This window comes from Prosthecobacter sp. (assembly GCF_044378005.1).
GTDB lineage: Bacteria > Verrucomicrobiota > Verrucomicrobiia > Verrucomicrobiales > Verrucomicrobiaceae > Prosthecobacter.
The window spans coordinates 1-13,800 of record NZ_JBILYB010000154.1 but is presented as its reverse complement, the minus strand read 5'-3'; the positions used below and the strand labels follow the sequence as shown (position 1 = coordinate 13,800).

The following is a 13,800-nucleotide window of genomic DNA, read 5'->3' as shown; positions in this document are numbered from 1 at the left end:
CAGCCGAAATTCCTGATCTGTGACGAGCCTGTCAGCGCGCTCGACGTGAGCGTGCAGGCATCCATCCTGAACCTCCTGAAGGATCTCCAGGCTGAGTTTGAACTCACCTACCTCTTCATCGCCCATGATCTTGCCGTGGTGCGGCACATGAGCGATGACATCATCGTGATGAATCGCGGTGTCGTCGTCGAACACGGCAGCGCCGACGCGGTCTGTGAGAGCCCCCAGCACGAGTACACCCGCCGCCTGCTCGCCTCGATCCCTGTTCTTGGTTAGCCATCTTCTTTTTCATGACACCCCTTTTTAAAAAGTTCCTCGGCATCAACTGGATCCTCATGTTCACGCTCGCGGGTCTGCTGACCTTCGGCGTGTATGCGATCTTCAACGCCTCCTCTTTTCGTACCGATTCACCGCTCGGTCTGGACTCCAAATGGCGTGACCAGATCACCTGGATCGGCCTCGGCGTGCCTTTCCTGATCGGCGCGGCCTTGATTGACTACAAATGGATCCGCTGGGCGTGCATCCCCCTTTATCTGGCTGGTATCGCCGGGCTCGTTTACCTGGAAATCTTCGGCGTCGAGGTGAAGGGAAACAAAGCCTGGGTGGAAATGGCAGGTCTGCGCGTGCAGCCATCCCAGTTCGCCATCATGTCAGGCATCATCATGCTGGCCGTCGTCTTCGGGGAGCTGCCCCGCATCTGGCGTGTCTTCCGTCATCCCTGGCTGCGGATCATCGTCGGCGGCATCCTGGCGGGCATCCCGGCTGGGATGGTCATCAAAGAAGACTTCGGTTCCGGCCTCGTCTGGGGGCCGGTGTTTCTGGCCATGCTTATCGTCGGCAGCATCCCTTTCCGCTACATCATCACCATGGTTCTTTCCGCCCTCTGTGTGGTGCCGATCATGTACTTCTTTGTCCTCAAACCCTACCAGCAGGCCCGTATCGACACGACGTGGTATTTGCTCACCAACCAGATGGAAAAAGTGGACACGCGTGGTGATGGCTGGGTGCCGAACTACGTCCAGACTGCCGTGGCTTCCGCAGGGTTTGAAGGCAAGGGCCCGCTCTCCTCCAAAGTGGCCGAACAGCGCACCATCCACCGCATGTTCTTCCCAGAAGGTGAGGCACACAGTGACTTCATCTTCGGCGTCGTCTGTGAGGAGTTCGGCTTCCGTGGTGCCATACTGCTGCTCTCTGGCATCGGACTGCTCTTGCTACAGGGTGTCTTCGTCGCTTTCTCTGCGCGAGACCAGGTTGGCCGACTCATCGTTGTCGGCGTGGTGGCCATGTTCTTCGCCCACACCTTCCAGAACGCTGGCATGAATCTCTGCATGCTCCCCGTCATCGGTCTGCCCATGCCTTTCATCAGCTACGGCGGCACCTTCATGATCGTGACGCTTTTCCTCATGGGCATGCTGCAAAGCGTCTGGGTTCACCGAAACATCTCGCCCGTCAAAAAAGCAGGCTCTGGTGGCCGTGAAGTCGAGTTTGACGACGACGACGACTGAGCCCCTCACACGCCCGCAATCCCACGCGCCAAGGCCACATCAGCCTCGATCTGCGCACGCAGTTCCGTGATGCCTGCGAACTTCTGCTCGGGGCGGATGAAGTCACCGAGAGTGACCTCCAGTTTCTGCCCATAAAGATCACCGCTCCAGTTGAAGACATGCACTTCGAGCGAGGGCTCAGCGTCGCCGGTTTCCACTGTCGGACGCACCCCGAGATTGGCGATGCCAGGCCTCATCTCCCCCTCGATTTCCACCCGCACCGCATACACGCCAAAGGGCGGCAGCAGCTCCGCTTCGGGACGCACATTCGCGGTAGGAAAGCCGAGCTGGTGGGCGAGTTCGCGCCCGTGCATCACCTCGCCATAAAGCGCGTAATCACGGCCCAGCAGGCGCGCGGCCTTGATCAAATCACCGCCAGACACCGCATCGCGGATCAGCGTGCTGCTCACCACCTCACCATCCACACGGATCGGCGGCACGCCATACACGGCGAAGTCCTCCCGCTCACCGTGCTCCATGAGCAGGTGGATATTGCCACTGCGACCTTTGCCAAAGCTCCAGCCATAGCCCACCGAGATGCAGCCGAGCGGCTTGCAGTCGCGAGTGAGTGTTTCTAAAAAGAGCGCAGCCGGTGTCGCTGCCGTGATTTCATCGAAGGGGCAGAGCAGCGCCGTGTTCACGCCCATGCGCTTCAGCAACACTTCACGGTAAGCCGTGCCGCACAGTCGTTTCGGCTCCGAGCCAGGGCGTAACACCGCCAGTGGATGGGGCTCAAAACTCATCACCACCGCCGTACCATGATGCTGGGCGGCATGTTCCTGCGCCGCCCGAATGACCTCCTGATGCCCGAGGTGCAGCCCATCGAAAACACCAATCGCCAGGGCCACGGGTCCGGGAACGGAGGCGAGTTGGTCGAGTGAGTGGAGAATGGTCATGAGTGCTGGTGACTTACCGTGGATGATCACGAGCGCAACCTGACGAAAACGACCTTGATGGAACCGTCACAGACAGTGACGACGGGGGACTCACTCCATCACGCACCCCACGCCTCGCGGAGAATATTTCGGAATCTGCGCAAGTTCGCGGGGCGGCCAGCATCGGGTGGATGTGAACAGCAGGTCAGACTGCCCTGGCACGAAACCAAACATTCCAAACACAAACACATCCGCTCCAATGAAAACAACATCCATCCTCTCCAAACTCAATCACAAGGCCCGCAGTCTTGGACTCAGTCTGCTGGCCCTCGCCCAGCTCGGCACCATCGCCACCGCCCAGACGATCCCCAGCATCGGCCTGACTCCGGTGCAGCCGTTTAATCCCAATATCGTCATCCCGCAGAACGATCGGTTTAATCCCAGCTTTGGGCCTTTTGCCCGCGCCACACGGCCCACGCTGGTCGTCCTCATTCATGGCGGCACTTCGGTCCCGACCGCTGCACCGAGTGCTTTTGAGCCTCCCAGCCCGCAGGGAGCTCCCTCCACGCGCCCAGGCAACCTTGGTTATTCCCGCTTCTACTGGGACTTCCCCTTTGTCTCCGAAGTCGTGAGCGGCGGTGTGGACCTATTCACCATGACGGGTGGCAATGTGGGCCGCCTCTTTTCCGCCACCTGGAAGGTAAACATGACCAACAACGCCATCGAAAACCAGTTCGCCTTCCCGACTGATCCGGCACCTTTGCAGGGCCGCTTCACGGGTACCGCCGCCGCCCTTGTGCGTGCCAATGGCTCCATCGCCCTCGGTGACATGGCCAAGCAGGTGCTCGACCAGATCCGTCTCCTGAAGAACCGCTTTGAGCAGTATGCAGGCCGGGAGCCCTACATCGTCCTTGTCGGCCACAGCAAGGGTGGGCTCGTCAGCCGCTACCTCCTGAGCATCCCCACTGGCACCGTGGCCGGGCACAATCTGAGCTCCACGGACGAGGACTTCCTCCGCGAACTGCGCAATGACACCCGCTTTGCCATGACGGTCAGCAGCCCACACACCGGCAGCCCGCTAGCAGATTACGGTCAGGACCTGCGCCACGGTGTCGAAGACGTGCAGGGTGTCCTCGAAGGTGCCTGGGATGCCATGCGGGCCGTTGCCGGTGCGATCGGCATTCAGCTTCAAGCCAACTCCCCCATCAACATCACGGTGATCAATTCCTTCATCAGCTCCAGCGATCCTGACCTGGGCAATCTGACCACCGAATTCTGGAACCAGATGAACAACGGCCCCCTGCATCCTGCCCGCATGGTCCGCACCGACGGCTCGCTGGTTCCCCTCTACCTCTATGGTGGCCGCGCAGCTGGTGACATCTACTACGGCACCGCCCGCTTTGATGGCCGCGACACGGAAACCTTTAATCAGGACAAAAACAGCAGCAACCAGACCACCAAGATCAAAGCTCATGCCACCGATGGTCTCATGACGCTCGACTATGCCCTGCACAATGTCGTCGGTGGTGACTGGGGCCGCATCCGCCGCGCCGGAGCCGCCAACAAAAACCTCGACCTCGTCCGCCGCGCCTATCCTGAGTATTCCCTCTTTGGCAACACGATGTCCTCCCCTGGTGAGCGCATCTTTATCATCGGCCTGGAAGGCAGTCCCATCTACTATCTGCGCAATGCAGGAGACAATGAAACGGACAATGACGGCATGGTGGGCATCGACTCCGCCCTTGGCATAGGCCTCTTCTCCGGCCCGGTCGCCATCGAGGCTCTCCAGGCTGTGAATGTTACCGCCCCTGCCAGCATGATGGAGCCCTTTGACCACACGCAGAATGTCGGCCCTGCCGGTGGTGCGTTCGTTGCCGGTTCCTTCTACCGGATGTATAGCGGTGCGTGGAATTTCACCAACCACTTCACCGAGATCAAGCGCCCCGAACTCGGCACAGAGGTCAACCGCGTGCTCCGTGCCGCCGGCCCCCTGACCTCCACCGGCGCCCTCAGCGTCTGGCCCGCACGCTGAGATTCAGTCGAGACAAAAATCACCCCTGTGATCACTTTGGTCACAGGGGGTCTTCGTTTCTACCCTCCGCGCAGATCGTAGCAGATCACGCGCGTGTTCTTTTTTCGTTAATCTGTGGTGCCACGTCTCTCGGCATCCCGCGATTTCTTGATCAACTTTGTGGATACTTTTGAGTTTCCTAGAGTGCCCTTTCTTCACCAGACATCGCCTCTTGAGATCAGCATTACCGCGGAGTGACGGTGCCATTTATGGGTGCATAGGCGGGGAAGGGGACTCTCTGCCGGGCTTGCACACGAAGCTCTTCCCGCCAAATGGATAGACAAAACCACCCCCACACGTTAAAACCGCCCACTTTCCAACCATGAAACCCATCCGCACCCTCGCCCTTCTCGCTGCTTTTGCTCTTCCGGCCTTCGCCGCAGACGAAGTCCAAATCTTCAACGGCACCGACCTCACGGGCTGGGAAGGCAACAAAGATCTCTGGAGCGTGCAGGAAGGCACCATCACTGGCATCACCCCGCCTGACCCAGCCGATCCGAAGAAAGGCCTCATCAAGCACAACACCTTCCTCGTCTGGAAAGGCGGCACCGTGGGTGACTTCGAGCTCACCTTCCAATACCGCATCGAAAAGGGGAACTCTGGCGTGCAGTATCGCAGCAAGGAGCTGGCTCCTGGTGCCTTTGGCCCGATTATCAGTGGTTACCAAGCCGACTTCGAAGCCGGCAAGACCTACAGCGGCATCCTCTATGAAGAGCGTGGTCGTGGCATCCTGGCCAAGCGCGGTGAGAAGACCGTGATCAAACCCGGCCCCGATGGCAAAAAGCCCGTCGTGGAAGTCACCGGCTCCACCGGCGACAGCGCCGCCATCCAGGCCAGCATCAAGGAAGAGCAGTGGAACGACTACAAGATCGTCGCCAAAGGCAACCACGTGCAGCATTTCATCAACGGCATGCAGACCATCGACGTCACCGATGAAGACGCCGCCAACGCTCCGAAGGAAGGCCTGCTGGCCCTCCAGATCCATCAAGGCCCACCGATGAAGGTGCAGTTCAAGAGCTTCAAACTTGTCCCGCTGAAGTAAGCCCATGTGCTGGTGATTCACCGGCACGTTCTTTGCTAGATCGCCTCCATCATCCCGCCATGCGCACTTCTGTCCTGAAAGGCCTGCTAACCCTCATCCTGCTGTTGAGCGTCTCTTCGGCGCTCGCCGAAACCACCGAATACATCGTTTGTTCCGGCGGTCCGGCTTTGCGGCAATGGGAGGATTTGCGGCAGTCGGACATGCAGCATGACCGCTGGTGGGGGAACTTCGTCCGCACGGCCCGCGTGCGGATGCAGGAACTGCAAAAGAAGCAGCCGCAAGGCACCATCATCACCTGGCTCGTCTATCGCGATGCCTATCTGCGCCGTGCCAACGAAGATCATGATCCCCTCACCGCGCACTGCGAGTCTGTGCGTGACACCTACAAGATCAACCTCGTCTGGTTCCGCACTGGCGATGACGTGATCAACTACATCAACCGCGGCGGTGGCCAGATCTCCCGCCGCAGTGCAAAGATCAGCGGCTTCGAATACTTCGGTCACTCGAACAAGTTCTGCTTCCTCTTCGATTACAGCAGCGACATCTACGCCAGCTCCACCGCCTGGCTGCATGAGGCCGATCTGCACAAGCTCAGCGGCAGCGCCTTTACCCGCAAAGCCTACTGCCAGAGCTGGGGCTGCCACACGGGCGAGAGCATGAGCCGGGCCTGGAAAAAAGCCACCGGCGTCCCCATGGTCGGAGCCATCGGCAAGACGGACTACTCCTTCATGCACCTGCGAAACTGGACCGTCGCCCTCGGAGATGGTGCCCGCTGGACGCGGTAAAATGGCCCGCTTTGAGCTTAAAGCCTATCTTGGCAGTCTGATCGCCACCCTCAACGACGTATATAAAACCATATGACTCGTCCATTCTTTGCTGCTGTCCTCGCCGCTCTCTTCGCTTTTTCAGTCCTACCTGCAAGTGCCCAGGCCCCGAAGCGCGGCCCCGCCGATGCTGATCTCGATACCTGGGCGGCAAAGGGTGATGCTGATGCGCAGTTCGAACTCGGCCTCCGCTATCTCACGGGCGAGGGTTTGAAGAAGGATGAAAAGCTCGGCAAGGAGTGGATGGAGAAAGCCGCAGCTCAAAAGCATCTCCGCGCTCAGTTCGTCATGGGTTCGCTCTATGAAGACGGCGTCGGTGTGAAAAAAGACGAGGCCAAAGCGGTCGAGTGGTATCGCAAAGCCGCCGAGAACGGCTTCGCTCCCGCGCAGTTCGCCACCGCCATGGCCTATGACCTCGGACGTGGCATCAAACAGGACGCCGTCCAAGCCACCGAATGGCTGGAAAAAGCCGCCGAACAAAATCACCCGCAGGCCCAGACCGCTCTCGCCTCCAAGTATGAGCGCGGTGTCGGTGCCACGAGGAACCCCTCCAAAGCCGCACTTTTCTACCTCCGCGCTGCTCAGCAGGACTTCGTCCAGGCCATGAGCCGCCTCGCCAATCTCTACTACACTGGCAGCGGCGTCCCGCTCGACTACCGCCGTGCCGGAGCCTGGTATCAGCGCGCTGCGAAAAGCGAAGACCCATGGGCCGCGAACAACCTCGCTTGGTTCCTCGCCACCTGCCCGGATGAAAGCCTGCAAAACGGTGAGCAGGCCGTGCTCCATGCCTCCCGTGCCCTCCGCATGATGGACGAATCCGGCCAGGATCAGCGCTATGAAATGATCGACACGAAGGCCGCCTGCCTCGCCCGCAATGGCGAGTACCTTGAAGCCATTCTCTGGCAGAAGCGCTCCCTCGCCCTTCTCTCCGAAGACAAAGACATCACCGAGGAAGAGCGCCAGCAACTCAAAGCCGAGTTCGACACCCGCCTGAAGCTTTACCAGCAGGAGAGCCCCTACAACGAGCCCGAGCCCAAGATCGAAAAAGAAGCCGCTCCACTCCCGCAGGACACCATCCTCCAGGACGAAGGTATCCCCGGCTCCGACTCGAAGCCGAAGAAGAAAAAGTCCGGCAGCAAAGGCACCGTGGTCTGATTTACTTCGAGCCTGTGATCTCTGCGAGGTAGTCGAAAAAGCCACGTTTGCGTGCCGACGAGATGCCCCAGTTCACCGGCGGTGACTGGTAGCCTTCTTCCAGCGGCTCGCCTTTTCTCCGGAAGTCAAACCAGCCCCAGGAGACATGCTCCCTCACGGCTGATGCGAAGTTGTTTTCAGTCTGATCGAAGTTCTCATGATCATCCTCATTGAAAAGGATCGGCATCGGCCTGTAACCTGACACAGCCTGCGTCTGTTTCACCATCTGGGTGATGCGCGCAGGCTCCTTGACGCCATTGCCATGCAGCAAAAGAAAGTCCGATGAGCGCACCACATTCTCTTTCGGAATCACCCCGCCGCCGTAGCTCGTTCCCACGAGCAGCCGTCGTCCATCCTTCTCCGTTTTGCGCACACGTTCGATGAGTTCGTGAATGCGTGCAGGCTTCAGAAGCTCGTGGTCGTAGGCTTTGACGTTTGTTTCGTTGTTCACTTCGACGAGCACGTTTCGCCAGCCTCCATCGAGCAGCCAGTTCGTTGCCTCATCCGTGGCCCGCGCCACCGCTGTCTCGTCTTTGAGCCGCTGATCCTGCCCGAAGTAAAAGTAGCCGAGAATGACGACCATCCCATGCTTGTCAGCAGCTTCGATCACGCGCTTCATTCGTGTGGCGAATGCAGGTCGCAGTGATCCATCAGGCGCAAAGGCGGAGTTCTCCCAGGGCTGCGTTTTCGAGTAACCCTCCGGCGACCCACCCTGGAAATTCACCGTCACCGCCAGCAGTCCATGCGCACGCCATTTCGGCATCGCAGCGATGAATTCACTTACATTTCGCTCAGCATCCCACTTCCCTGAATCCAGGTAGGCCCAGCGCTTTACCGTCTCGGGATTCAGGTCGTCGTAGGTGGCCTGAACCATACGCGAGTTCATGAGCAGACCTTCGATGCGATGCCCCTTCCAAGTTCGACCTTCATACGTCGGCTTGCCATTGATGTGAAAATCTTCACCGACAATGCTGACGGTCGTTTGTGCCGAAGCGATGGAACAAAAGGTGGCGAGAATGATGGAGGGGAGTTTCATGGCAGAGTTGGCAGGATCATGGTGCTGTCCTGCGTGTCGGCATGCCACTTTTTCATTGCGGCGAAGAGTCGTTCGAGATGCACACGCTGCGCGGGATCGGCGGCTAGGTTGTGCAGCTCATCAGGATCGTTTTTCAGATCATAAAGCTCGATGACGGGCGGCTTTCCCCCGAGCGCATGAGGGTCCATTTCGCTAAGAATGCGGTAGGCTTCGGGGAACTGCGCTTTGACGCGCACCGTCTCACCATAGATTCGATTCAGCCACGGCTTCATGTCGCGCAGGTCCGCATTGATGACCTTTGGCTCATCGAGCTTCGACCGCACGATGAGCTGATGCGTCGCATCCAGAACGCTGCGTTCCTCCATGCCTCGCGGCTTGTTGAGTGAGCGTCCGGAGACCTCAGAAAAGATGAACTCGTGCCCTTTGGCATCTGCCTTGCCTTGGAGCAGAGGTTTCAGACTGATGCCATGAAGCGGCGAGTCGTACTTCACTTCGAGCAGATCAATCAGCGTTGGTAGCAGATCGAGTTCACTCACCAGTTCATCGCATGCGGTCGGCTTGGCACCCGGCATGCGGATGATCAGCGGCACATGCAGTCCGAGGTGAAACGGCGTCATCTTCCCGTGCTGATAGGCCGGTCCGTGATCACCCATGAAGATCACCACCGTGTTCGCCTCTGCGCCCGACTCTCGCAGCGCCGTCATGACCTCGCCCACGACCTTGTCATTGCGCTGCACACCGTCCAGATACTCCGCCCAGTCGCGTCGTGCTGTCGGCGTGTCCGGCAGATGCCCTGGCAGCTTCACTTTTGTCGGATCGATGCTGATGGGCTGCTTCTCACTGTTCACGAAGGGGCGGTGCGTGAACGTGGTGCTGTTGTGCATGAAGAACCACGGTTTGCCCGCCGCACGTTTGATCACGCCTTCGAGCGCCAGCTTCGCGGCTGGCTTCGGAATGAAGTCATTGTAGGGGAACCGTTCGTTGGGGGACACATGGAGCTTTCCACTTACTGCCGTGTGATAGCCCTGCGCAGCGAGCACTTCGATCAGGGTCGGGGCCGTACTGCGAATGCGTGTGTGCAGATATGGCGGAGACTTCTTTTCCGCCTCGGTGAGCTTGTCTGCGGGCTTGAAATGATTGTTCGTGTTATTGATCAGCCCACTCGTGTGCCCATGCAGCCCAGTCATGATGCATGCCTTCGATGCTGAGCAGACCGGATACGCCACATACGCCCGCCGAAACAGAGTCCCGCTAGCCGCCAGCGCATCCATGTGAGGCGTCTTCACATCCGCCGTGCCAAGCGCGCCCATGTGCGCCCCCTGATCTTCCGTGAGAATGAAGAGAATGTTGGGCGGGGCGGCAAAGATCGAAGATCCGAGGAAACAGAAAATCAGCGTGAGAAGCTTCATGGTTGCCTGATAACGGCCGGTGCCATCCGAATTAGCCAGCAAAAGGAGTGTCGGATCTGGCAATCCAGCCTTGGAATTTGCAGTCAGGCCAATGTTTGGGAAAATAATCGTTAAAAGCAGCCCGCCAGTGGAGATAACCTCATGCTCCACCATGTCCCCCGCCGAAACCGAACGTCATCACCGCTTCCTGCGCAGCTTCACCGCGCATGAGCCGGCCATCCGCGCCCATGTGCGGCGTCTGGTGCCCGCGCGGGCGGATGCGGATGATGTGATGCAGGAGATCAGCGTGGTGCTGTGGGAGAAGTTTGATTCCTTCCGCGATGGCGCGGACTTCAAAGCCTGGGCCTTCGGCGTGGCGCGGTTTGAGGTGCTGGCCTGGCTGCGAGATCGTGGACGCGACCGCTTGGTGCTCGATGAAGAAGTCATCACGAAGATCGCCGAGGAAACCACCGCCGATGAGCCGCGCCTCGAGCAGCAACGCGAGGCGCTGGAGCACTGCATGAAGAAAGTCCCCGGTGATAAGCGTGACCTGCTCATGCAGGCTTACCAGCCCGAGTCAAGCATCCAGGAAGTGGCGCTGAGCAGCGGGCGCACGGTGGCAGGTTTTTATCAATGGCTGCACCGCATGAGGAAGAGGCTGCTGGAGTGCATCCGCCGTGCTTTGACCCAGGAGGTGGCGTCATGAGCACGAAACTGATCGACTTGTATCTCGATGGCACCATCACCGCGCCGGAGATGCAGCAGCTAAATGCACTGCTGCTGGCCGATACGGAAGCCCGTCGCGAGTTTGCCGAAATCTTGAATGTGGACTCCGCGCTTGCTGCGATGGCCGCAGGCTGGACGAAAGATGAAGCGCCGGTGATTCGCCAAACCAAATGGCGCATGGCATCACCTCGCTGGATTGCTGCGGCGGCCAGTGTGGCGCTGTTACTTAGTGGTTGGTGGTGGCAGGATTCTCGTCGCGCCTTTGCCACGGTAGAAAAGGCCGCCGGTGTCGTCGAAATGGCTGATGGGTCGTCACTTCGCGGTGAATCACACGAGATCAAGGAAGGTTCAGTAGCCCTCATCACTGCACGCGGCGCACGACTCGTGATCGAGGCACCGGCGGAGTTTCATTTCGAGTCCGCGCAGCGATTGCACATGAAACGCGGACGTCTCGCCGCCGATGTGCCGCCTGCGGCGAAGGGATTCACGGTCATCACTCCTTCAGGTGATGCAGTGGACCTCGGCACGCGTTTTGGCGTCGATGTTCCCCTCAGTGGTGCCTCGGAGGTGCATGTGTTTCAGGGCGAGGTCATCACGAAAGCCTCCGGTGCCAAGGCGAAGCAAAGCCTGCGCACCGGTGATGCCGTGACCTTTGATCAAGGTGCCAGCACCGCACGCGAACTGCGTTCCTCAGCCTTCATCCAGCCGGATGAGATGTCCGAACTCACCGCCGGCCTCGCCGCCGGACAGCGTGCGCAGTCGGATGCGGCGCTGGCGAAATTGAAGAGCGATCCAACACTCATCGCGCTGCTCGATTTCGAGGCCGCTGATGAACTGCCCGGCGTTTACCGCCGTGTGCAAGGCCGCTGGCCCGGCTCTCACGCGCCGGAGTTCGTGAATGTGGGAGATCATCTGAAACTCGATGTCGGCGGCGACCGCGATTGGCCGCAGTTCTCGCTCGCCGCCTGGGTGCGCATCGACCGACTCGGCGCACCGTATCAATCCCTGCTGCACACCGATGGCTGGAGCAAAAACAACCCCGGCCAGGTTCATTGGATGATCAATCGCGACACCACCATGCGCCTCGCCCTCATCGGCAATACGCTCGCGCCCGACGCCAACGAACGCGACGGCCATCCCGACTCGCGCACCTCTGTTTTGCCGGAGCAAGGCCGCTGGGTCCACCTCGCCACTGTCTATGATTCGCAGGCCAAAACCGTGCGCTTTTACCTCAACGGCCAGTTCGATAAAGAAACCCTCCAGCAAGTCGCGCATCCCGCTCGCCTCGGCCCCGCGCAGATCGGCAACTGGAACCAGCAGGACCGCAAACTCAGCGGCCGCGTGGACGAACTGCTTCTGCTCGGTCGCGCCATGACCGATGATGAAATCCGCACCCTCCACGCCGCCGGCAATCCTTACCGCTGATCACGATTCATGAGGTTCCTCTACCTTCTTCTCACCACCTCAGCCCTCGCCGCCCCCATCGACTTCGTGCGCGATGTGCGCCCCATCTTCCAGCAACACTGCTACGACTGCCACGGCGAAAAAAAGCAGAAGTCCGGCCTGCGCCTCGACATCAAATCTGAAGCCTTCAAAGGCGGCGACAACCACGCGCCTGACATCATCGCCAAGAACGCGAAGGACAGCCCGCTCATCCACTTCCTCACCACCGATGACAAAGACGAACTCATGCCGCCCAAAGGCAAACTCTCCTCCAGCGAGATCGGAACTCTAACCGCCTGGATCAATGAGGGTGCCGTGTGGCCTGATGGCGTCGATCTCGTCAAACTCGAAGACCGTCGCGATCACTGGAGCTTCAAACCACTGGACGCATCCGCCTCGAAATCGATTGATGAGTTCATCACCGCAAAGCTCAAAGAAAACGGACTCACGATGTCCCCCGAGACCGATCCTGTCTCCTGGCTGCGCCGCGTCTCTTTCGATCTCACTGGCTTGCCACCTACGCCTGAGGAAGTCACCGCCTTCATGTCAGACCTGTCCGACTCGTCCGACAAGTCCGACCCACACGCCACCGTCGTCGAGCGCCTCCTCGCCTCCCCACGTTACGGCGAACGCTGGGCCCAGCACTGGTTGGATGTTGTCCGTTACGCTGACACGCACGGCTTTGAAGTAAACACCGAGCGTCCGAACGCCTGGCCCTACCGCGACTACGTCATCAATGCCTTCAATAACGACACACCGTATGATCGCTTCATCAAAGAGCAGCTCGTCGGCGATGCGATGGATCAGGACGCCGCCACCGGCTTTCTCGTCACCGCGTCCGTGCTGCTGCCGGGCCAGATTGGCAAAGATGATCAATCCAAGCGCCTAGCACGACAGGATTCCATCGACGAGATCGTCGTGAACATCGGCCAGACTTTCCTCGGCCTCAGCATCGGCTGCGCGCGTTGTCACGATCACAAATTCGATCCCATCACCGCCAAAGACTACTATGCCATGCAGGCCTTCGTCGCCGGAGTCGAGTATGGCGACCGCGATCTTCGCACCCCCGAAGCCGAAGCCGCACGCGCGGAGGCCAAACGTCTCCAGCCACGTCTTGCGGAGATCGACAAAGCACTCGCCCGCTTCGTGCCCTTGGTGAAATCCGGTGCCGAGCGCCCCATGATCAACGCGCGTGAAAACGCGGACCGTTTTGCGCCGACGAAGGCCAAACGCGTGCGCTTCACCATCAAGGCGACGAACAATCTGGAGCCCTGCATCGACGAACTCGAAGTCTTTAACACCAGCGGCGAAAACGTCGCGCTCGCCACCGCAGGCACGCAGCGCAAATCCGGCGGCGACATCGGCGTGGCCGAGCGCCATGAACTGCGCTTCATCAACGACGGCCGCTACGGCAACGGGCGCAGTTGGATGGCCGCTGAGAAAGGCAAAGGCTGGGTCGAGTTGGAGTTCACGCTGGAGCAGACCGTCGAGCGCGTCGTCTGGGGCCGTGATCGCGAGGGCAAATTCACCGACCGCCTCGCCACCGACTATCAAATCGAGATCGGCGACAGCGCAGGCCAATGGCACACCGTCGCCGATGCCAGTGACCGGCAAAAGTTTGACCCGAAAAACAAAAAGCTCGTGAAGCCGAACCTCA

General features: G+C 59.6%; 11 protein-coding genes and 1 pseudogene. 9 read left to right on the top strand and 3 right to left on the bottom strand.

The genetic code is table 11. The features are described 5' to 3' along the window. Both AC6FTP_RS21850 and AC6FTP_RS21845 read left to right on the top strand, forming a co-directional pair. A pseudogene (locus AC6FTP_RS21850) lies at window positions 1-276 on the top strand (ABC transporter ATP-binding protein); the annotation flags it as partial. A gap of 14 nt (window positions 277-290) precedes the next feature. Beyond that, the gene (locus AC6FTP_RS21845; protein ID WP_497209031.1) at window positions 291-1,505 is read left to right on the top strand and encodes an FtsW/RodA/SpoVE family cell cycle protein; all 1,215 of its coding nucleotides are present in this window, start codon (window positions 291-293) and stop codon (window positions 1,503-1,505) included. A gap of 5 nt (window positions 1,506-1,510) precedes the next feature. Here AC6FTP_RS21845 and ribF read toward each other — a convergent pair whose 3' ends face one another. Continuing rightward, on the bottom strand, window positions 1,511-2,440 hold the full coding sequence (gene ribF / locus AC6FTP_RS21840) for a riboflavin biosynthesis protein RibF (protein ID WP_497209030.1): 930 nt from the start codon (window positions 2,438-2,440) through the stop codon (window positions 1,511-1,513). 238 nt (window positions 2,441-2,678) lie between these two features. Between ribF and AC6FTP_RS21835 the strand changes: the two genes are divergently transcribed. The 4 genes from AC6FTP_RS21835 to AC6FTP_RS21820 all read left to right on the top strand — a co-directional run bounded on the left by AC6FTP_RS21835 (window position 2,679) and on the right by AC6FTP_RS21820 (window position 7,511). Then, on the top strand, window positions 2,679-4,451 hold the full coding sequence (locus AC6FTP_RS21835; RefSeq protein ID WP_497209029.1) for a lipase family protein: 1,773 nt from the start codon (window positions 2,679-2,681) through the stop codon (window positions 4,449-4,451). Window positions 4,452-4,812: 361 nt separating this feature from the next. After that, window positions 4,813-5,532 (top strand): 3-keto-disaccharide hydrolase, encoded by a 720-nt coding sequence (locus AC6FTP_RS21830; RefSeq protein ID WP_497200608.1) that lies wholly within the window; start codon window positions 4,813-4,815, stop codon window positions 5,530-5,532. Between the two features lie 59 nt (window positions 5,533-5,591). Beyond that, window positions 5,592-6,317: a hypothetical protein gene (locus tag AC6FTP_RS21825; protein WP_497209028.1), complete on the top strand. Its 726-nt coding sequence runs from the start codon at window positions 5,592-5,594 to the stop codon at window positions 6,315-6,317. Between the two features lie 72 nt (window positions 6,318-6,389). Continuing rightward, window positions 6,390-7,511 carry a tetratricopeptide repeat protein gene (locus AC6FTP_RS21820; RefSeq protein ID WP_497209027.1) on the top strand — a complete coding sequence of 374 codons (1,122 nt, stop codon included), beginning with the start codon at window positions 6,390-6,392 and terminating at the stop codon, window positions 7,509-7,511. 1 nt (window position 7,512) lies between these two features. Here the strand turns inward: AC6FTP_RS21820 and AC6FTP_RS21815 are convergent, their stop codons facing one another. Together AC6FTP_RS21815 and AC6FTP_RS21810 are read right to left on the bottom strand one after the other, a co-directional pair. Then, window positions 7,513-8,586: a glycoside hydrolase family 5 protein gene (locus AC6FTP_RS21815; RefSeq protein ID WP_497209026.1), complete on the bottom strand. Its 1,074-nt coding sequence runs from the start codon at window positions 8,584-8,586 to the stop codon at window positions 7,513-7,515. Next, entirely contained in the window at window positions 8,583-9,995 is a 1,413-nt protein-coding gene (locus AC6FTP_RS21810; RefSeq protein ID WP_497209025.1) for a sulfatase family protein, read from the bottom strand. Before AC6FTP_RS21810 ends, AC6FTP_RS21815 begins: the two co-directional genes overlap by 4 nt. Before the next feature lie 151 nt (window positions 9,996-10,146). On the opposite strand from AC6FTP_RS21810, the gene AC6FTP_RS21805 reads away from it, so the two are divergent. The 3 genes from AC6FTP_RS21805 to AC6FTP_RS21795 form a co-directional block, all read left to right on the top strand. Further along, window positions 10,147-10,680 carry a sigma-70 family RNA polymerase sigma factor gene (locus tag AC6FTP_RS21805; protein WP_497209024.1) on the top strand — a complete coding sequence of 178 codons (534 nt, stop codon included), beginning with the start codon at window positions 10,147-10,149 and terminating at the stop codon, window positions 10,678-10,680. Continuing rightward, on the top strand, window positions 10,677-12,125 hold the full coding sequence (locus AC6FTP_RS21800) for a LamG-like jellyroll fold domain-containing protein (protein WP_497209023.1): 1,449 nt from the start codon (window positions 10,677-10,679) through the stop codon (window positions 12,123-12,125). Before AC6FTP_RS21805 ends, AC6FTP_RS21800 begins: the two co-directional genes overlap by 4 nt. A 9-nt stretch (window positions 12,126-12,134) precedes the next feature. Continuing rightward, on the top strand, window positions 12,135-13,800 hold a 1,666-nt coding region (locus AC6FTP_RS21795; RefSeq protein WP_497209022.1), incomplete at its 3' end, for a DUF1549 domain-containing protein.

What these genes read in the sequence shown, in the direction of transcription:
- AC6FTP_RS21835 (WP_497209029.1), top strand. Translation starts at nt 2,679, where the DNA reads ATGAAAACAACATCCATCCTCTCCAAACTCAATCACAAGGCCCGCAGT.
- ribF (WP_497209030.1), bottom strand. Translation starts at nt 2,440, where the DNA reads ATGACCATTCTCCACTCACTCGACCAACTCGCCTCCGTTCCCGGACCC.
- AC6FTP_RS21800 (WP_497209023.1), top strand. Translation starts at nt 10,677, where the DNA reads ATGAGCACGAAACTGATCGACTTGTATCTCGATGGCACCATCACCGCG.
- AC6FTP_RS21830 (WP_497200608.1), top strand. Translation starts at nt 4,813, where the DNA reads ATGAAACCCATCCGCACCCTCGCCCTTCTCGCTGCTTTTGCTCTTCCG.
- AC6FTP_RS21820 (WP_497209027.1), top strand. Translation starts at nt 6,390, where the DNA reads ATGACTCGTCCATTCTTTGCTGCTGTCCTCGCCGCTCTCTTCGCTTTT.
- AC6FTP_RS21845 (WP_497209031.1), top strand. Translation starts at nt 291, where the DNA reads ATGACACCCCTTTTTAAAAAGTTCCTCGGCATCAACTGGATCCTCATG.
- AC6FTP_RS21810 (WP_497209025.1), bottom strand. Translation starts at nt 9,995, where the DNA reads ATGAAGCTTCTCACGCTGATTTTCTGTTTCCTCGGATCTTCGATCTTT.
- AC6FTP_RS21805 (WP_497209024.1), top strand. Translation starts at nt 10,147, where the DNA reads ATGTCCCCCGCCGAAACCGAACGTCATCACCGCTTCCTGCGCAGCTTC.
- AC6FTP_RS21825 (WP_497209028.1), top strand. Translation starts at nt 5,592, where the DNA reads ATGCGCACTTCTGTCCTGAAAGGCCTGCTAACCCTCATCCTGCTGTTG.
- AC6FTP_RS21815 (WP_497209026.1), bottom strand. Translation starts at nt 8,586, where the DNA reads ATGAAACTCCCCTCCATCATTCTCGCCACCTTTTGTTCCATCGCTTCG.